Origin of the sequence: Micromonospora sp. NBC_00362 (assembly GCF_026342155.1) — a bacterium.
In the GTDB taxonomy this organism is placed as follows: Bacteria; Actinomycetota; Actinomycetes; order Mycobacteriales; family Micromonosporaceae; genus Micromonospora; species Micromonospora hortensis.
The window spans coordinates 619,249-639,503 of sequence record NZ_JAPENH010000001.1; the positions used below are offsets into that span (position 1 = coordinate 619,249).

The window sequence follows — 20,255 nt, forward strand, 5'->3', positions numbered from 1 at the left end:
GTGTTTCCCATGCACCGTAAAGCGCATCGCGGCCTCGCGATCGCCAGCACCCTTGCCCTGCTCATCACCGCAGCCGGCTGTAGCGGCGACGACGGCCCCGGCTCCGGCGGTGCGTCGGTGCCGGGCGTCACCGACACCGAGATCGTCGTCGGCACCCACATGCCGCTGACCGGCCCGGCCTCGGCCGGCTACTCGAAGATCGCCCCGGCGACGAAGGCCTACTTCGACTACGTCAACGCCAACGGCGGAGTGCACGGCCGCACGATCACCTACAAGATCATGGACGACGGCTACAACCCGGCGAACACCCAGCAGGTGGTCCGTCAGCTCGTCCTCCAAGACAAGGTCTTCGCCGTCCTCAATGGTCTGGGCACGCCGACGCACACCGGTGTGCTCGACTTCCTCAAGAGCAACCGGGTGCCCGACCTCTTCGTCGCCTCCGGCAGCCGCAGCTGGGACCAGCCGGACAAGTACCCGGGCACGTTCGGGTTCAACCCGGACTACACGGTCGAGGGCAAGATCCTCGCCAACTACGCGAAGACGAACCTGGCCGGGCAGAAGGTCTGCTTCCTCGGTCAGGACGACGACTTCGGCCGGGACAGCCTGGCCGGCGTGGAGAAGGTGCTCGGCGCCGGTGCCGTGGCGGTCAAGCAGACGTACGTCACCAGCAACACCAACGTGGCGCCGCAGATCGGCGCGTTCAAGGCGGCCGGCTGCCAGGTCGTCGTGCTCGCCACAGTGCCCGGCTTCACCGCGCTGTCCGTCGGCACGGCGGCCCGGCTGGGCTTCAAGCCGCAGTGGCTGGTCTCCAACGTCGGCGCCGACCACCCGACCCTGGCCAAGCAACTCGGCGCCGCGGCGCCGCTGCTGGAGGGAATGGTCGGCACCAACTACCTGCCGATGCAGAACGACACGGCGAACCCGTGGGTCCAGCTCTTCACCAAGATCAACAAGGAGCACAACGGGGACGCGCCGTTCGACGGCAACACCGTCTACGGCATGTCGGTCGGCTACCTCTTCGTGCAGACACTGCTCGCCGCCGGCAAGGACCTCACCCGGGAGAAGGTGCTGGAGGCCGTGCAGAAGGGCGGCTTCCAGGGCCCCGGGCTGGTGCCGCTGCGCTTCTCCGCCACTGACCACTCCGGGTACGGCGGCCAGCGGTTGAGCCGGGTGAGTGGGGGAGTGCAGAGCTACTTCGGGCCGGCGTACGAGACCGACGAGGCGGATGGGGCGGTCAACGAGTACACCGCCACCCCGGCCGCGCCACCGGCGAACGGGGTGCCGACCGTCTCCTGAGGCCCCGCAGCCCCGACGTCCGACCGGGCGTGGTTCCCCTGACCACGCCCGGTCGGACTGCTGCGCGCGTGCTGCCGGAGCGGTCTGCCGCTCGATCGCCGCAGGCGTTGACCGATACCGATAGACGCTCTTACTATCTGCACCGTGAATGCATATTCGGGCCGACTCGCGGACCGGGTCGCCATCGTCACCGGCGCCAGTCGCGGGATCGGTCTGGCCATCGCCCAACGCCTCGTCGCCGAAGGCGCGCGGGTGGGCGTGACCGCCCGCCGCCCCGAAGGGCTGGCCGAGGCGGTCGCCACCCTGGGCGGTCCGGCACACGCCCTCGCGGTGCCGGGCCGGGCCGACGATCCCGAGCATCGGGCCGCCGCGGTGAGCCAGGTCGGCGCGGCGTTCGGGCCGGTGGATCTGCTGGTCAACAACACCGGCATCAACCCGGTGCACGGCCCGCTGGTCGAGCTGGACCTGGCCGCGGCCCGCAAGATCCTCGACGTGAACGTTGTCGCGGCGCTCGGCTGGGTGCAGGAGGTCTGCGCCGCCGGCATGAGCCAGCGAGGCGGCTGCGTCGTCAACGTCTCGTCGATCGCCGGGCTCGGCCCGTCGCCCGGAATCGCCTGCTACGGGGTCAGCAAGGCCGCGCTCAACCACCTCACCGCCAGCCTCGCCGTGGAACTGGGGCCGACGGTCCGGGTCAACGCGGTCGCCCCCGGCGTGGTGAAGACCCGCTTCGCCGCCGCCCTCTACGACGGGCGGGAGGCCGAGGTCGCCGCACGGTACCCGCTCGGACGCCTCGGTCTGCCGTCGGACGTGGCGGGCGCTGTCGCCTTCCTGGCCTCCGACGACGCCAGTTGGATCACCGGGCAGACCATCGTCTGCGACGGCGGCGTCTCGCTGACCGGCAGGGTCGGATGACGGCGTCGGCGGAGCGTCCGGAGCCGCTGATCAACGGCTGTCTAGACTCGGCGGTGCGTCGGGGGACGCCGTGGCGGTGAGGGGGCGAGGGCGGATGGACGCAGTCGATGTGGCGGGCCGGGTCGACGGGCGCACCGCCCGCGCCGAGCGCACCCGCGCGGCCATCGTCGAGGCGCACCTCGCGCTCATCTCCGAGGGCGACCTGCGTCCGACCGGGGAGCGCATCGCCGAGCGGGCGGGCATCTCGCTGCGCACCCTCTGGACCAACTTCAAGGACATGGAGACGCTCTTCGAGGCCAGCGGCGCGGAGGTGCTCCGCCAGCAGGACGCCGCCTACCGGCCGATCTCACCGGGCCTGCCGTTGGCGAAGCGGGTCGACGCGTACTGCCGGCAGCGGGCTCGACTGCTCCAGCTCATCGCGTCGTCGGCGCGGGCCGCCCAGATGCGTGAGCCGGTCTCCGAACAGCTGCACCGCAACCGTCTCAAGCACATCGAACGGGTCCGCGACGAGGTCGAGGAGCTCTTCGCCGTCGAGCTGGCCGAGGCCGGGGCGGGACGGGAGCAGTTGCTCAACGCCCTGGTGGCGGCGAGCACCTGGCAGGCCTGGTCGATGCTGCGCTACGGGCTCGGTCTCGGCGTGGACCAGGCCCGCGCGGTGATGGCCCGGACCGTGGGCGCCCTGCTGGCCGAGGTCGCGCCCGACTGATTCCGGCCCGGCCCGATATCGACCCCTCTTTCCATTCGGTTTCCGATGGGTAACACTGGCAGGCATGGTTACTGCATCAAGAGTGCAACTAACCGTGCTGCGTGGCCGGGACGACGAGTGCCGGGCTGTCCGGAGCCTGCTCGACGGCATGACCAACGCCGGCGGTGCCCTGCTGTTGCGCGGAGAGCCCGGATCGGGCCGTACGGCAGTTCTCGGCTACGCCCATCGGCACGCCGAGAGTGACTGCACGGTGCTGGCCGGCAGCGGGCTCGCCGAGGAGGCCGCCCTGCCGTACGCCGGCCTGCAACGCCTGGTCGACCCGGTGCTCGACCGGGCCGCCGGGCTCCCCGGCGAGCAGCGCCAACTGCTGCGGCGCGCACTGGCCGGGGAGAGCTGCCCGGCCGACCGGCAGTTGACCCTGTCGATGGCGGTGCTCGGGCTGCTCGCCGCCGCCGCCCGGGACCGGCCGTTGCTCGCCACCATGGACGACATCGACCGAGGTGACCCGCAGACCGCGCAGGTGCTGGCGTTCGTGGCCCGCCGACTGCGGCACCTGCCGCTCGCCGTCCTGCTCAGCGCGGACGTCACCGCCAACCTCGACGGGATACCGGCACACCGGCTGCGCGCGCTGACCGAGCACGAGAGCCGCGCCGTCCTCACCGATCGACTCGATCGGCTGTCCGGGCGCGAGGGCGTCGACCGGCTCCCCGACCGGCCAGCCGCGTCGGCCCTGACCGCGTTGGCCACTATCGGCGGCGGCAATCCGCAGGCCCTGGTCGACCTCGCCGATGTGCTCACCGCGGGGCAGTGGCGGGGTGAGGAGTCGCTGCCGGCAGCGCCACCGGCGGACGGAGCGCTGGGTCGCGCGTACCGAGCCCGGCTGGACCGGCTGCCCCCGGAAACCCGACGGGTGCTGTTGCTCGCCGCGCTCGACGAGGACGGCGAGCCGGGCACCCTGATCCGGGCCGCGGCGGCTGCCGGCGCCGAGGTCGAGGCGCTCGCCCCGGCGGAGGTCGCCGGCCTGGTGCGCGTCGAGCAACGAGGCGTCACCTTTCCGCAGCCGCTGGTGCGCACGATGATCGCGGCCAGCGCGCCGCTCGCGGAGCGCCGCGCGGCGCACCGACTGCTCGCCGAGGTGCTGGTCGCGGACGGGCAGCGGCTGCGCCGGGCGATGCACCTCGCCGCCGCGACGGCGGGTTCCGATCCGGTCCTCGCCGCCGAGCTGGAACAGGCGGCGGTCGGCGGATCCGACGGCTGGGCCGCCGCCTCGGTGGCCCTTCGGTGGGCGGCCGAACTGAGCGACCGGCCGAGGCTGACCGCCGCCCGTCTGCTGGCCGCCGCCCGATACGCCTGGGCCGGGGGGCAACCCGACGAGGCCCGGCTGCTGCTCGACCGCCTGCGCGCGGTCTGCGTCGACCCGGTCGTCCGAGGCCGTGCCGACCTGCTCCGCGGCGAGCTGGAGCTGCGCTGCGGCACCGCGTCGAGTGCGTCTGCCACTCTGCTGGCCTCCGCCGCGGCGGTGGACGGCACCGACCGCGCCCTGGCGTTGACCGGGCTGGTGCGGGCCGGCGAGGCGGTCTGCTTCACCGGCGACCAGTACCGGTACGCCGAGGTCGGCCGGCGGGCACTGCCGTTGCGGCGCCCGGACGACCCGCCGGCCCTGGAGGTCATGGGGTGCCTGATCGCCGGGGTGGCGGCGACCCTGCGGGGCGACCACGAGCGAGCCGGGCCCGCGCTGCGCCGCGCCGTGGTGCTGGGCGACCGGCTGACCGGTTGGGCGTTGACCCCCACCGCGCTCAGCTGCGCCGCGGCGGCCGGACTGCTGGTGGCCGTGGACGGCGCGGCTCACCGGCTCGCCGAGCGTGCCGTCGAGCTGGCCCGGGAACGGGGTGAGCTGTCCATGCTGTCGCGGGCGTTGGAGCTGCGGGCGGTCGCCGAGTACTGGCTGGGCCGACACGAGGCGGCGGCGGAGACCTCCCGCGACGGGCTGCGCGTCGCCCGGGCGACCGGGCAGGTCAACTGCGCCAACGTCCACCTGGGCATGCTCGCCGTCCTCGCCGCGATCCGGGCCGATCGGGAGACCAGCCTGCGGCGGATCCGCGAGATCGGCGAGTCTCCGACGCCGGGCAGCCGCCCGCACGCGCTCGCCGCGTGGGCCCTGGCGGTGCTCGATTTGGTCGACGGTCGGCACGCCGAGGCCGCGGAGCGGTTGGCGTCGCTGGCTCGGCTCGGCACGCGTCGGGGGCAGGTCCTCGTGCAGGTGATGGCGACCCCGTACCTGGTGGAGGCGGCGGCGCACCTGGCGCACCGGCCGGCGGCGACGGCCGCGCTCGCCGCGTTCGACAGGTGGGCCAGCAGCACCGCGAGCCCGTTGCGCCGGGCCCTGTCCGCGCGGTGTCACGCACTGCTCGCCCCCCGGGGCGGTGCCGAGGCGGAGCGGGACTTCCAGGCGGCGCTGCGCCTGCACCCGACCGAGGCCGGCACGTTCGAGCGGGCCCGCACCGAACTGCTCTTCGGCCAGGAGCTGCGCCGCAGTCGACGCCCTCGCGACGCGCGCACGCACCTGCACCAGGCCCGCGAGATGTTCAGTTTGCTCGGGGTGGAGTGCTGGGCCGAGCAGGCCACCACGGAGCTGCGGGCGGCCGGGGAGTCGATCGGTCCGCCGGACTTGCCCGCGGCGCGGTTGTTGACAGGCCAGCAACTGCGGATCGCCGAGCTGGTCGCCGAGGGCGCCACCAACCGGGAGATCGCCGTCCGGATGTTCCTCTCCACCCGCACTGTCGACCACCACCTGCGCAACGTGTTCCATCGGCTGGGCATCCGTTCGCGGACCGAGCTGGCCCGCGCGTTCACCGCCGAGCGGCACGTCGGTCTGGCCTCCGACCGGTGAACGTCCGGTCTGGACGCGTTTAACTATCACCGCTAGTTTGAGCGTCATGGACCTCACCCTCTCCGCCGAGCAGGCGGCGGTCCGCCAGCTGGCCGCCGAGTTCGCCGACCGCGAGCTGCTGCCGCACGCGGCCGCCTGGGATCGCCGCGAATCAGTCGACCCCACCATCGTCGGCATGCTCGGTGACCTGGGCTTCCTGGGGCTGACCATCGCCGAGACCGACGGCGGTTCCGGCGGCGACCACCTCGCGTACTGCCTGGTCCTTGAGGAACTGGGCCGGGGCGACTCGGCGGTGCGCGGCATCGTCTCGGTCTCCCTCGGCCTGGTCGCGAAGTCGATCGCCGCGCACGGGAGCGCGGAACAGCGCGCCGAGTGGCTACCGAGGCTCTGCGCCGGCAGCGCACTCGGCTGCTTCGCGCTGACCGAGCCGGACAGCGGCTCGGACGCGGCCGCCCTGCGCACCCGTGCGGTCCGCGACGGCACCGACTGGCTGCTCACCGGCACGAAGACGTTCATCACCAACGGCACCACCGCCGACGTCGCGCTGGTCTTCGCCCGCACCGGCGGCCCCGGGCACCGAGGAATCAGCGCGTTCCTGGTGCCCACCGACAGCCCGGGGCTGACCCGGCGGGAGATCCACGGCAAGCTCGGCCTGCGCGGTCAGGCCACCGGCGAGCTGGGCTTCGACGAGGTGCGCGTGCCCGACACGGCCCGCCTCGGGGCCGAGGGCGCCGGATTCCGGCTGGCCCTGGCCACCCTCGCCAAGGGTCGGATGTCGGTGGCCGCCGGCTGCGTCGGCATCGCCCAGGGCTGCCTCGACGCGGCGGTCGGTTACGCCGGGCAGCGCACCCAGTTCGGCAAACCGATCGCCGGGCACCAGCTCGTCCAACAACTGCTCGCCGCCATCGCTGTGGACACCGCCGCCGCCCGCTTACTGGTGTGGCAGGTGGCCGATCTGATCGACCGCGACCAGCCGTTCGCCACCGAGGCGTCGATGGCCAAGCTCTTCGCCAGTGAGGCCGCCGTCCGCGCGGCCAACAACGCGGTCCAGGTCTTCGGTGGGTACGGCTACATCGACGAGTATCCGGTCGGCAAGTACCTACGCGATGCCCGGGTGGCCACCCTCTACGAGGGCACCAGTCAGATTCAGCAACTCCTCATCGGCCGCGCGCTCACCGGCGTCAACGCCTTCTAGCTGTAGGGAGATCCGGCATGAGAGTCTTCACCTCGTTCGAGGAGTTGGCCGCCGCGACCGGCGAGAGCCTCGGGCCCGGTCCGTGGCAGCGCATCGAGCAGAGCCGCGTCGACCTCTTCGCCGACGCCACCGACGACCACCAGTGGATCCATCTCGACCCGGTCCGAGCCGCGGCGGGGCCGTTCGGCGGGACGATCGCCCACGGGTACCTCACCCTGTCGCTGTTGCCGGCGTTGGCCGGCGGGCTCTACCGGGTCGAGGGGGTGGCGATGGGCGTCAACTACGGGCTGAACCGGGTGCGCTTCCCCGCGCCGCTGCGGGTCGGCGCCGCCGTACGCGCCACCGCCACCATCGCCGACGTGTCGCCGGTCAGCGGCGGTGTGCAGTTGGTCGTGACGGTCACGGTGGAGAGCGACAGCGGCGGCAAGCCCGTCTGCGTGGCCGAGACCGTGAGCCGGCTCTACCGCGCCGTGGAGCAGTGACCCTTCCGGGTGCTGACAGGGCGGCGACGGATCCCGTCGCCGCCCCGTCACCGCACCGCCCTAGCGGTCGAGGCGGAAACGAACTGGTCTTGTTCCTCGAGCTGGTCGCCAGAGTGATAGGGAAATCGTAATCGAATAAAATCCCCCTCGCCTATCCGGGATTGCGTGACACCCCCCGATTCCAGGACGACGATCGGTGCTGCGGGTAACAACGCCGATGCCGTTTCTGGTGTGCATCACACACCCCCTCCCGGTCCTCCTCCGTGTCGTCGATCGCGTCGGATCATCGAACGTGGCCGCGCGCCTAGTTGCGCTGTGGCCGCTACCCGACAGTCGTCGATCGGCTTCCACGGAACTAGATATAGTCCCTGATGGATTGTTTGCCAATCATGTCGCCAGGCTGACAAACAACTCTGTGACGGGGGACAAGGTGGGAAGACCTGAGCGGCCGCTCGACCCGGAGGCAGGCGAGTTGGAGCGGTTCGCGCTCGACCTGCGCCAACTGCGGACGAAGGCAGGTTCGCCGACCTACCGTCAACTGGCCCGACGCGCGCACTTCTCGGTGACCACCCTGGCGAAGGCGGCCAGCGGCGAGACCGTGCCAAGCCTTCAGGTGACACTGGCGTACGTGGCCGCCTGTGAGGGCGATCCGGCCGAATGGACCCAACGGTGGCACAGTCTGATCGCAAGCATGACGTCCGCCGAGACGGTGGGGGGCAGCCGCGGGCCGTATTGGGGTATGGCAGCGTTCCAGCCGGAAGACTCGGAATGGTTCTTCGGACGTGAGCGCCTGGTGGCTCAGCTCCGGGAAATGCTCACCCGCCTCCGGTTCGTCGCGGTTTTCGCCCCGTCCGGTGCGGGAAAGTCATCCCTGCTCCGAGCGGGTCTGATAGCGGCAGTGGTCGACAATCCCGCCAAGGGTCAGCCGGCCTGGGCCACGGTGCTGATGACGCCGGGCGAACATCCCATCGAAGAACTCGCGTTCCAGCTCGTCAGTGAACCGGACCTGGCTCGTGACACGGCCCAGCGTCACCTGGTCGATGAGCCCGCCAGCATCCGCGCGACGATTGAGCAGATTCTTGATGCCCGTCCATCGGGATCGACCATGCTCATCGTGGTGGACCAGTTCGAGGAGCTCTTCACGCTCTGTCGCGACGAGGGGGAGCGGTCGGGGTTCGTTGCCGCGCTGCTCGCCGCGGCGGAGGTCCCCAGGGTCCGCGTGGTGCTGGGAGTGCGAGCCGACTTCTATGGTCGGTGTGCCGCCTACCCGGCCCTGGTGGCCGCTCTCCACGAGCACCAGCTGCTGATCGGCCCGATGGACGAGAAGGATCTGCGTCGGACGATCACCGGCCCTGCCGAGCGCGCCGGGTTGCTGGTGGACCCGGCGTTGGTGGAGATGGCCGTGGCAGACGTTGGCGGCCAGACGAGTGCGCTGCCGCTGCTGTCCCACGCGCTGTTGGAGACGTCGCGCCTGCGGCAGGGCAAGCGGATCACACTGGCCCACTACCGCGAGTCGGGGGGTGTGAACGGCGCCATCACCCGCACTGCCGAAGGGGTGTACGCGCAGTTCGATGAGGGGCAGCGAGGGCTGGCACGGGACATCTTCCTGCGCCTGACCGCCCTCGGTGACGGCACCGAGGACACCCGACGCCGGGCACCCCTGGCCGAGTTGGTGGGCGGGGCAGACCCATTGGCCGCGGCCGAGGTGCTGGGCAGGTTGACAGCCGCGCGGCTGGTGACGGCGGACGAGAAGGGCGTCATGGTGGCCCATGAGGCCCTGATCCAGGAATGGCCCCGGCTGCGTCGCTGGCTGACCGAAGATCGGGAGCTGCTGCGCTCGCACCGCAGGCTGACGGAGGCTGCCGCCGAGTGGGATCGGCACGACCGCGTGGACGGATTCCTGTATCGGGGGGTTCAGTTGGCGCTCTGGGCAACACATCAGGTGCTGGACCTCAGTGACCTGGAACGGGACTTTCTGGAGACCAGCCGTGCGCGAGAGAGTCGGCGCCGGGCAGCCCGACGGCGCCGGACCAGCGTGGCGTTGACCGGGCTCGCGGCAATCGTTGTCGTGGTGAGCGTCCTCGCGGTAGTGGCGCTCGTGCAAGCGGACCGGGCGGCGGCCGAACGAGACCTCGCTGTCTCCCGGCAGCTGACGGTCGAGGCCAACAACCAACTGCGGATCGATCCGCAGCAGGCGCAGCGCCTCGCCCGACGCGCTCTGACCACACGCCCGACCGTCGGTGCGGAGATGGTGCTCCGCCAGGCCGCCGTCGATGACCGACTGCAGGCGATTGTGCCGATGAGCAGCAAGAAGGCATTGGGCGTGGCGTTCAGTCCGGACGGGAGGCGGGTGGCCGCCACCGGGGCGGACGGCGAGGTGCGGGTGTGGACCTGGGCCGGGCACGGCGTCTCCGGACCAGGTCTGGCTCTCACCGGCGGACCCGAGGGACAGGTCTGGAGCCCGATGTTCAGCCCGGACGGGAAGCGACTGGTCACCGCCGGCTCGGACGGCACCGTCCGGATCTGGCAGGTCGATGGAGGCGCTGGGCCCGTCGTCCTCCGCGGGCACGAGGGCCCGGTCTGGGGAGTGGCCTTCAGCCCCGACGGACGGTCGGTCGCGAGTGCTGGCGAGGACACCACAGTTCGGGTCTGGGATGCTCACGGTGGCGGCCGACCGGTGGTGCTGCGTGGGCATACGAAGGTCGCTGTCGGTGTGGCCTTCAGCCCCGACGGGCGCCGGTTGGCCAGCAGCAGCCACGACACGACGGTACGGCTCTGGGATCTGGCCGCGCGATCCACCAGAAGGATCCTCACCGGGCCACGAGAGGCCACCAGGACGATGGTGTTCAGCCAGGACGGCACCCGCCTGGCCTGCTCCAGCACCGACGGTACGGCCTGGGTGTGGCCGCTGACCGGATCGGCGGCCCCGGTGGTGTTGCGTGGGCACGAGGGCACCGTGGAAGGGCTCGCGCTGAGCCCGGACGAGCAGTGGATCGCGACCACCAGTGACGATCTGACCGTACGGATCTGGAACGCCAACGGCGCCGGTGACCCGTTGGTGCTGCGCGGCCACACCAACCGGGTCTGGGCGTTGGCGTTCAGCCCGGACGGATCCCGGCTGGTGAGCGCGGCCGATGACGGCACGCTACGGATCTGGGACGCGGGCAGCGATCGTCTGATCCTGCGGGGCCACGAGAAGGCCACCTGGTCCGCCGCGTTCACCCCGGACGGGCAGCGGGTGGTCAGTGGCGGCGAGGACGGCACGGTACAGGTCTGGAACCTGGCCACACCGGCCGAGCCTCGGGTGCTCGGCCGGCACGACGGCGACGTCTACGGTCTCACCGTGAGTCCGGACGGGACGAGTGTGGCCACGGGCGGCCGCGACGGCAGCGTACGAGTCTGGGACCTCGCCGGCAGACACGATCCTGTGGTGCTTCGCGGGCACGAGAAGCAGGCGTGGATCGCCGACTTCAGCCCTGACGGCCGTCGCCTGGCCAGCGTCAGCAACGACGGGAGCCTGCGAATCTGGGACCTCACCGGCCAGGGTTCCCCGGTGGTCCATCGAGTCGCCGAAGAGATCCGATACGCCGCCTTCAGCCCGGACGGCAGGAAGGTCGCCACCGCTGGTGCGGAGGGCACACTACGGATCTGGGACGCCTCCGGCACCGCCGAACCACTACTACTTCCCGGTCACGAGGGACTGGTATGGGCGGTGGCCTTCAGCCCGGACGGACAACGGGTCGTCAGTGCCGGCTTCGACGGCACCGTGCAGATCCATTCCGTCACGAGCGGCAGCGCGCCGATGGTGTTGCGAGGACACGAGGGTCCCGTCTGGCACGTGTCGTTCAGCCCGGATGGGCAATGGGTCATCAGTTCTGGAAAGGACGGCACCGCTCGGCTGTGGCGCGCGTCGGAGGCCGCGCAGTCCGTGACCGTCGGCGGATTCGGCGCCTCCGTGGAGACCGTCGACTTCAGCCCGGACGGCCAGCGGCTCGTCTCGACCCATGACGACGGCACCGTACGAGTCTGGCCCTGCCGCGCGTGTGCCCCGGTCCAGAGCCTGCTGGAGCCGTGACCACGGCCGTCCATCGTGGCAACTCACGGTCCGAAGTGGATGTGTGAAGCCCAGAACTGCGGTTTGTGGGGATGACGCTTCCGCACGGCGTGGATCGTGTGATGCAGGGCTACCGCGGGTGGCAGCCCTCGTGTCAGGTTGCGGTAGAGATGCCAGGCCACGAACGGTGCGAGTACGTCGGAGATCGGCCACAGGGTGGCGATGGTGTGTACGAAACCCGCGATCTGGAATGCCGAGGCGAGGTGGACCGGCTCGTTGAGCAGCCGCGGCGAGACGACCCCGGTGGTGCAGGCGGAGAGATACGCAAGCCAAGCCCGAGGCGCGTCGGCACTCATGAGCTGTCCCACGGTCAGCACGTCGTCGTGTAGTTGCAGATAGCCGGCCGCCGGGTCGTCGAAGTCCGCCACGGCGTGGCAGGCGAAATGCGCGATCGTCGTCCCGGGTAGCGCGGCCAGCACCGCTGCCGGGTTGGCACGGTCGCCCACCAGCGGTTCCGGCACGGCGCCGAGGATGCGTCGCACCGCTTCACACTCGGCTTCGGCGAGGGCCAGCGGCGCGTACCCGTCCCCGACGGGAGAGTTGCTGCCGACGAGGAGCACGCCCGTGCCGTCGATCGTGTCCGGCCGGCCACGCTGGTCCAGGGAACGGACGGTCAGCGTGTACGACGAGACCACCCGGTCCAGGGTGATCCGGCGCGCCGGGTCCCCCTCGTCGTCGTCATGGTGGCCTGCCGCGTGCAGCGGCAACATCGACAGCACGTCGGTGGGCATCCAGCAGATCTGCGGCCAGGCCTCGTCCGCGCCGATCGCGGTGGTGTGCCCCAGCGCGTGCAGGACCGGCTCCATCGTCGTGTCCCACAACCACGCGAGTACCGCGCGCACCCCGTCGGCGTCGTACTCGTGGTCGGGACCGGGGTCGACCGCTCGGAGGAACCGGTCGGCCTGCTCACGTAGTCGATCCTGCCGGAGCTCGGGCAGCGGAACGTGGTCGGCCGTGTCCGCGGTCAGAATGAGCGCGGCGCACCCGTACGGGGTGACGTTGATGGCCACCACTGTGCGTTCACCGACGACCGCGCGCAGGTCGCCTACAGTGGGCGGCAGCCCGAACCGTTCGTGGCCGGGCAGCGCCCGGATCCGGTCGAGAAGGTCGCGCCATTGCGATGCCAGCTCCCGCGGCTCGTACCCGCCGGGTCCGGCGGTGTGGTCCCGGCGGTGGCTTTGGGCGAGCAACCACCGTAGCTGCTCGACGTCTTCGGCGATCGACGGATGGTCATGGCGCAGGCCGGTCAGATCGTTGTGCGCGTCGAGCGCCTGACGGACGAGGAACGCCCTGCCGTTCTCCAGCCGCTCCCAGGCCGCCTCGAGCCGCGGCGGATCGGCGGCGAGCTCCATCCAGGCCGCGAGTGGTCCGAGACCCTGGAGGTCTTCCAGGTGACGCAGCCGGTCGGCTTCGCTGAGCCCCTCTTCCACGAGCTGCGGCAGCAGGCCGGTGACCAGTTCGACGGCCTCCCGGACCTGGCCGAGGTCGCCTGCCACAGCGGCTCGTTCCGCCCACGCGCGTGCCGATCGCGCCTGCTGCGCCGGCTGTGTGCGCGGGGCGAGGGCGGCATCGTGCCAGTACCGCATCGCGTATTTCGGCGTCTCCGGATCGGGCGAACCAGCCATGCCCAGGTCGAAGAGATTCGCCCAGTCGGCGCGCAGGCTGGCGTTCCCGGGGTCCAGGTGAAGCGCGGAGATGAGTGCTTCCGCGGCGAGCTGCAGGTCATCGGCGGACGATCGGGTCAGCGCGCGCCCGACCAGCGCCTCGGCCAATACCGCGAGCCACTGTGGGCGGTTGACGTCCTCGACGGTGGTGGCGTTCACCGCCCGCAGTGCCGCGTCGACGGCGAGGTCGATGTCCCCACCCAATTCTGGCTCGCTCGCCGTCAGCAGGATCCGGGCGAGTGTGGCCTGCCCCGCCGCGTGGTCGGCGGCACCGGGTGGTGCCAGCGCCGTGACCTCCGTGGCGGTCGTGATCGCGGCCGCTAGCGTAGCCGGATCGGCGTCGTGCTCGTACTGGGTGTGCAGCCGGGAGGCCAGGGAGATGAGGTGACCGATGCGGGCCGGGTCGTCTGCGGGCAGCGTCTCGGTGACTTCGCGGGACACCTGTACGGCTTGCATGAGGTCATTGCCGTTGCCCGTGTACCTGTACCGCTCGGTCAGGATCTCGGCCAGGGCGGTGAGAAGCTCGACCCGGCTCCCGGGATGGTCAGTGGGTGTCGAGGCGATCGCCCGACGGGATACGGCAGCGGCCAGGTCGAGGTCGCCCACGTCGCTGCTGTACCGAAACCGGCCGTGCAGCGCCCACGCATAGGAGAGCATGGCGATCACCCGGTCCGACCCTTCCGCCGGGAGACCGGTGACCGCGTCCCGCAGTAGCGTGACAGCTTCCTCGATGTCGTCGCGGCTTCCCTCCACCTCCGAGCGCAGCAGCAGGGCGGACGCCAGTTGTACCCGCCGCAGGTCGGAGGATGGGCGCGGCGTCGCTCTGTCTTCGGCCTGAGAGACGGCCCGGCGGAGGACGGCGATCGCCTCTTCAAGATCGGCTCGCTCGCCCGACTGCTCGAATCTGATCAGGAGGGCGCCGCCGAGCATGCTGAGAAGGGTCGAGCCGGGCTGGGTGCCGTCGGCCTCCGCAGCCTCAATCTCGGCGCGGCTGCTCGCTATGAGCCGAGCCGCGGCGCCGTCGTCCTCGGCCGAGCCGTGGTAGAGGCCTAGCGCCACGTCGATGATCGCCATCTTCTCGGGTTCGGCGGCAGCCGCTCGCACGGCCCGAGCTGCGGCCGCGCCGTCCTCGGGACGCATCGAGAGCCGGTAGCGGTGCTGGAGGATGATCGCCACCCCGCTCAGTAGCTGGGAGCGGACGGTCGGGACTGTTCGGTCGGCGCAGCGGCGGGCGTCGTCCAGTACGGCCTCCAACCCGTCGTCGCGTCCGGTGGTGGTGTACCTGACGGCCATCGCCCCTACGTGGTTCACCAACAACGATGGTCGATCCGGGTCGTCCTCGTCGCAGAGGTCGACGGCTTGGCCGGTGGCCTCGACGGCGCCGTCGATGTCAGCCGTACGGCGAGTGATGCCGAACAGCAGGGTGCGGATCCGGCCCAGGTTACTCAGCGCCTTCATGCGGTCACGACCACCCGGCTGGGCCGCCGTGACCGCACGGTGGCCGTACTCCGCGGCCTCCTCGATGTCCGCGGGTACGGTGCGTTGCTGAAAGCGTTCCAACAGCGCCGCCGACAGGCTCATCAACGCTCCGAGAAGCTCCGGATCGCTGGGATCCGTGCCGTTCAGAGCCTGGCGTGCCAGGGTTACCGCGTCGTCCCCGTCGCCAGCCGCTCCAGTGCGCTCGAAGCGCATCCGAAGAGTGACCGCCAGCGTGGAGAGGATGCGGTTGTGATGCGGCGACGGCAGGTCCGCCGCGATCCGCAGCCCTTCGATGGCCTCGTCCAGGTCGGCGGTCGCGCCACTGGCCTCGTATCGGATGACGAGGCCGTTACTCAGGTTGAAGAGCGCCGCAGCGCGCGGTTCCGGCATGTCGCCAAACGCCGCCACCGCGGTCCGGCCGATCTCGATGACCTCGTCCAGGTCCGCGGCGGAGCCGTTGAGGCGGAATCTGTGCTGGAGTTGGGTGGCGAGGTTGGTCAGTGAGGCGGCCCAGTGCCGTGAGCCCTCAGGCAGGGTGCCGAGGTACGAGCGGAGCAGGCCGATCAGCCGGTCGAGGGCGGCCGGATCGGCCCGGGTGTGGGGATCAAGCATCAGCCGTCTCGCCTCGGCGCCCCAGGCCGCTGGGTCACTGTCAGCCACGCCGGGGTCGGCGGCGGTCATGGTTCGCAGCAGCTCCCGCAGTGGCTCGGGCACCAACTGTTCCCGGTCCGGCATCAGGCGGCCCAAGGTGACCAGCGCTTCCGTCATGTCGGCCTGGGCGAGCCCGGCCTGGTACGCCCACCACATCGTCATCGCGTGCAGGTACTCCGACAGTTCCCCGCGATCCGTCATTCCGGCTGCGATGGCGTTTCGCGTCATGGTGCCGCTGTCGATGCCGAGCGCCTCTTCGAATGCCAACTGCTCGCGGATCTCGTCGGGCAGAGGTGTACCGGTTACCGTCTGCCAGCGTTCCTCCAGCGCCCCGAACCCCACCGCCTTTGCGATGGTGATGAGGGAGGTCGCCGGTGAGTCGAGAATGGTCCGGCCGTGGACACTGTGAAAGTCATCGAACAGAGCGACGCCACTGATCGCGTCGTCCAGCGCCTGACCAGTGTCTCCACGCGACATCCCGATCTGAGCGAGCAGACCGTAGGTGCCAGCGAGCGCGCCGCGATCCAGTCTCTGCGCCTGGACCAGCCCCTCCCGGACGACGTGCTCGGCCGCTTCTTCTTCGTGGCGGCGCAGATGGAGCCGACCGAGCGCGTGGCGTCCACGGAGGATCAGCCCATCCGAGTCTCGCTCCTCGCCTAGAGAGATGATCTTGCGAAACCAGGTCTTGGCCTCGTCCGGCCGATCCTGCTGATCGAGTAGCTGACCGAGGTTGTCGTAGCCGTCCGCCATTGCGCGGGGATCGCCGACCTGCTCGGCGACCTCGACGAACTGAGTCTGCCAGTGCTGCGCCTCGGCGGGTTTGCCGCGCCTCTGGGTGACGAGGCCGAGCAGCCGGCAGACATCGCCGTACCTGGTTGTCTCGGACTTGTGCAGGAACAGTTCAGCGGAGCGCCGATAGAGCTGCTCAGCGTCCTCAAGCCGACCGCGTTCCTCGAGAACCTCACCCAGATTGCGATAGACGGCGGCGGTGCCAATGCGGTCGTCCATGGCCAGATGCGCGTCCAGGGCCAGCCGCAGCCAATGCTCGGCCGCACCGAGACGGTCCCGCTTTCTCGCCACGATCGCCAGCGACTGCAGTCGGATGGTCTGGGCGGCCCGATCCCCTGCCCGGGTCACGATGTCGAGTGACTGCCGGTAGAGACGTTCCGCCTCCTCGAGATCGCCTTGGTTCTCCGCGACGAAACCGAGCTGATGGTACGTGTTGGCGCGTTCCGATTCGTCCATGCCGACCAGCGCCCGGCGGTACCACCGCTCTGCGTCGTCCCAGCGCTGGCGGGTCTCGGCGACCCGGCCGAGTTGGTGTTCGAGCACCCGCAGACTCTTCGTGAACTCGTCGCGTGCCGCGATGGCGTCATGCACCTGCAGGTAGAGCCGTTCGGCGTGATCGACGTCGCCGGCACGCAGCCACTTGCGGGCCTGCGCCATCATCTGCTGGTGCCAGAGGGTGCCGGCCCTGCCGCCGAGCGGAGGCGGCCATCCTTCGTCGCTGTCGAGCGCGTCGCGGCAACGCTCGAACCACAGCAGGGACTCCGCGTACAGGCACCGACTGTCCGCCAGCTCGTCCAGCGGTTGGTAGATGGTTGCGGCCATACCCCAGTCGCCGTCCGCGAGCGCGCCGCCGACTACCGTGCCGTAGGTGTGCCGCTGGAAGTGGATCATCCAGAACGTGAGTTCGGGGTCCTCGCCGGCCAGGTCGTGCTTGAGGAGCATAGGTCCGATCTGCGCGTAGATGTGGTACAGGAAGCGCGAGGTCGTTCCGTGCTCCGCCTCGTACGATTCAGCGGCCTCCACCCGCCAGGCCAGGTCCAGGTAGCGGCGGACCGCGGGGTCGAGCAGGTAGAGGTAGCTGCCGGCGTAGCGATACAGGCCGGCCCGGCTCGCCTCCTCCAGAATCGGTTTCCACACGTCGGCGTCACGATCGGCGATCCGGGCCGGGATGTGCCCATGACGAGACACCAGGCCAAGCGCGTCGAGGTCGGCGTAGTCCCGAAACAGGCTGGTCACGACGAGCTGGCGCCGCGCGTGCGGGCTCAACTTCGTCAGGGCGTACGCGAACACCCACGGCAGCGACGTCTGTTCCTCGGCGGGTAGCGCTGTCACGAGGCCGGATTCGGCGAGGAACTGCTCCGGCGTTCCCGACTGCAGCAGGGGTACGGCCAGGCGCAGGCTCAACGGGTTGCCGCCGATTCGTCGCATCACCTCGAGAAACGCCGGCCGGGACCGTGTCGCCTCCGACAGTTGTCGTTCGGTGAACTCCATCGCCTCGGCCTGGCCGAAGCCGCGGGCTTCGATGCGGGTGGCGTCGACGATCCAGTCCTCGGTGGTGCGACTGGTGATCACGACGGTGCTGCCGGTCTCCGTCAGCCGGCGGACAAAGTCGGCGAACTCACCGGCCTCCGCGGCGGTGAGGACCGGGGTCGTGCAACCCGGGTCGGGCAGCGAGTGGGCGATCTCCAGACCGTCCAGGAAGATCAGCATCGGCCGATCGGACAGCGCGGTCAGCACCCGGTCCACCCAGGCGGCGCGGTTGCCGGGACGTAGCGGCTGATGGTCACGTCCGTGGACCTGGCGGCTGAGCGCGGCGGCGAGGTGCGCGGCCGCGAACGTCGGTGCCCCAGACTCGATCGGATGCCAGAGCACGCGCTCGTATCCGGCCGTCTGCCCCGTGGTCACCCACCACCGTCCGAAGGCCCGGGCCGCCTCGCTCTTGCCCGAGCCGGATGGTCCGTGCAGGATCACCGGTCTCTTCTGCCGCGCTGCGGCCTGGGTCGCGGCGATCAGTGAGTCGCACCCGACGGGATCGGACATCGAGTGCAATGTTCCCGGGCGGTTGCCGCGAGCGTCTCGCAACTCGTTCAGCTTCTCGTCGGTGCGACCGGGCTCGCGATCGGTGCGTGCCCGGGGAATACGTGGGTCGGCGCTGAGGAAGAGCGCAGGCAGCAGCCGGTCGGCGCGCCGCCGGACGACCGAGTCGGGGGTTCCCTGAGCGAGACGACGGCGGCCTGCGGCGACCGCCTCCGTCAGATGCCCTCCGCTGAGCAGTTCGTCGTAGACGGTCAGGAGGAACTCCGCCGCGGCCGTCGCGTGCAGTGCCGAACCAAGGGTGATGACCGCCTTGGCGCCATCCTCGACGATGCGCACCGCCTGGGCCCTGACCGCCTCTCGGCTCGCCGGGTCGGACCGACCACCGGGAAGCACCACGATCGGTACGCCGAGCGCGCCGATGCCGTCCTGTATCGGCACCCCGTCCTCGACGTGGATGAGGTGAAAGGGCCGGCCCGCCTCAGCTTGTGACCGCACGTGCGCGACCACCTTTTCGGGATCGGGTCCATGGGGGGTGTAGTAGGCCTCGATACCGACCGGCGTCCGCAGCGCGCCGAGCCGATCCGCCACCTGCCGAGCCACCAGCCGATGCTGCCCGCTGCTGTCCGGGTCGCCGAACAGGACGATCACACGCAACTGCGCTCCCGGCAGATCTACCGGCGCTGGCGGCGGCGTCGGTGGACGGACCTCGCCGGCGATGGCTGTCTCGGCCTGTCCGGCCCGGACGTCGCCGATCTCGAACGACGTCCGCAGGTGATCGTCGAGATACCACCGGATGAGCTCTGCGGTATCCGGGCTCCGCGGCACTCCGGCCAGTTCGTCGTCACTGTGGACAGTTACCCGCTGAGCCATGGCGCGCACCCCGACTGTCATCAGAAGGCGTCGTGCGGATCCTCTGCCAGCTCATATTGCCCGCTGCGGGCGGCTCCCACACGACTGGAGCACAGTCGGGTAACCGCCAGATCAACCGTAGCGAGCGGCATCATCGATCGTCGGACGCGCTCAAGCCCGAGCTGCGTGGAGCACCGAGCCCAGCCAGCGCAGCTGACGCCGCACGTGCACGGCCTCCCCGCCCTCATGGCCGTTGAACGGGTAGACGTGCATCTCCCGCTCGGGCGGGACCGACCTTCCGTTCGCCGCACCGTAGTGGTTGTAGGCGGCGAAGGCGGTTCGCGGCGGGCAGACGGTGTCGCGTCCGCCGACCCCGAAGTGCGCGGGCGCCGTCGCCCGACGCGCGAAGCTCACCCCGTCGACATAGGACAGCGTGTGCCACACCGCCTCCTCGGCCTCCCGGTGCACCGCCAGGTACCGGGCGATCTCGCCGTACGGCGCGAGGTCGGTGAGCGCGACGGCCCGGCGCATGTCGCAGAGGAACGGGGCGGTGGTCAACACCGCGCTGAGTTCCTCGACGAGACCCGCCACCGCCAGGGCGATGCCGCCGCCCTGGCTGTTGCCCACCACCGTGACCCGGTCATCGTCGACCCCCGGTAGGGCGCGGACCGCCTCGACCGCCCGCACCGCATCGGTGATCAGGCGGCGGTAGTGGTAGGTGCGCGGATCGAGGATTCCCCAGGTGACCGGCCAGGGCCCGCCCGGCGCGCCGTGCGGGTCGGGGGTGTCCCCGGCGCCGTGCTGCCCCGCCTGGCCCCGGTTGTCCATCAGCAGGTGCGCGTACCCGGCCACCGCCCACGTCGGCCGTTCGTGGGGCAGGCCGCGCCCGCGACCGTAGCCGGCGTACTCGACCACCGCCGGCAGCGGCTCTCGAACCCCGGCCGGGCGGGTGTACCAGGCGCGGACCGGGTCGCCACCGAAGCCGGCGAACGTGACGTCCCAGGAGTCGAGCAGCCGCAGGTCGGTGGGTTCGGGGCGGACGTCGACGAGTACCGGCACGGCGGCCGCCTCGGCGAGCGTGGCCCGCCAGAACTCGTCGAAGTCGTCGGGTTCGGCGACCTCGGGTGCGTACCGCTGGAGGTCGTCGACGGTGGAGGCGGAGTGGGGCACGGGTCCTCGCAGGGGCCGGGG

At 70.9% G+C, this 20,255-nt stretch carries 9 protein-coding genes; 7 read left to right on the forward strand and 2 right to left on the reverse strand.

The window, feature by feature from the left end; genetic code table 11:
• The first annotated feature begins 9 nt into the window (after positions 1–9).
• The 7 genes from OG992_RS02690 to OG992_RS02720 all read left to right on the forward strand — a co-directional run bounded on the left by OG992_RS02690 (position 10) and on the right by OG992_RS02720 (position 11,556).
• Positions 10–1,296, forward strand: coding sequence for an ABC transporter substrate-binding protein (locus tag OG992_RS02690; RefSeq protein ID WP_266302227.1), 1,287 nt, complete (start codon positions 10–12; stop codon positions 1,294–1,296).
• A 144-nt stretch (positions 1,297–1,440) separates the two neighbouring features.
• Entirely contained in the window at positions 1,441–2,208 is a 768-nt protein-coding gene (locus OG992_RS02695) for an SDR family oxidoreductase (protein WP_238682537.1), read from the forward strand.
• A gap of 94 nt (positions 2,209–2,302) precedes the next feature.
• Entirely contained in the window at positions 2,303–2,914 is a 612-nt protein-coding gene (locus OG992_RS02700) for a TetR/AcrR family transcriptional regulator (protein ID WP_238682536.1), read from the forward strand.
• A 64-nt stretch (positions 2,915–2,978) separates the two neighbouring features.
• Positions 2,979–5,804, forward strand: coding sequence for a LuxR family transcriptional regulator (locus OG992_RS02705; RefSeq protein WP_266302228.1), 2,826 nt, complete (start codon positions 2,979–2,981; stop codon positions 5,802–5,804).
• A 46-nt stretch (positions 5,805–5,850) separates the two neighbouring features.
• A complete protein-coding gene (locus OG992_RS02710; RefSeq protein ID WP_266302229.1) occupies positions 5,851–6,999 on the forward strand; it encodes an acyl-CoA dehydrogenase family protein in 1,149 nt (382 codons plus the stop codon).
• Between the two features lie 17 nt (positions 7,000–7,016).
• A complete protein-coding gene (locus tag OG992_RS02715) occupies positions 7,017–7,481 on the forward strand; it encodes a MaoC family dehydratase (protein WP_238682533.1) in 465 nt (154 codons plus the stop codon).
• Between the two features lie 430 nt (positions 7,482–7,911).
• Complete coding sequence (locus tag OG992_RS02720; protein ID WP_266302230.1) at positions 7,912–11,556, forward strand: hypothetical protein; 3,645 nt, start codon at positions 7,912–7,914, stop codon at positions 11,554–11,556.
• Positions 11,557–11,579: 23 nt separating this feature from the next.
• Here OG992_RS02720 and OG992_RS02725 read toward each other — a convergent pair whose 3' ends face one another.
• Positions 11,580–19,085 (reverse strand): CHAT domain-containing protein, encoded by a 7,506-nt coding sequence (locus OG992_RS02725; RefSeq protein ID WP_266302231.1) that lies wholly within the window; start codon positions 19,083–19,085, stop codon positions 11,580–11,582.
• A gap of 150 nt (positions 19,086–19,235) precedes the next feature.
• The gene (locus tag OG992_RS02730) at positions 19,236–20,234 is read right to left on the reverse strand and encodes an acetylxylan esterase (protein ID WP_238682530.1); all 999 of its coding nucleotides are present in this window, start codon (positions 20,232–20,234) and stop codon (positions 19,236–19,238) included.
• Positions 20,235–20,255: the final 21 nt, after the last annotated feature.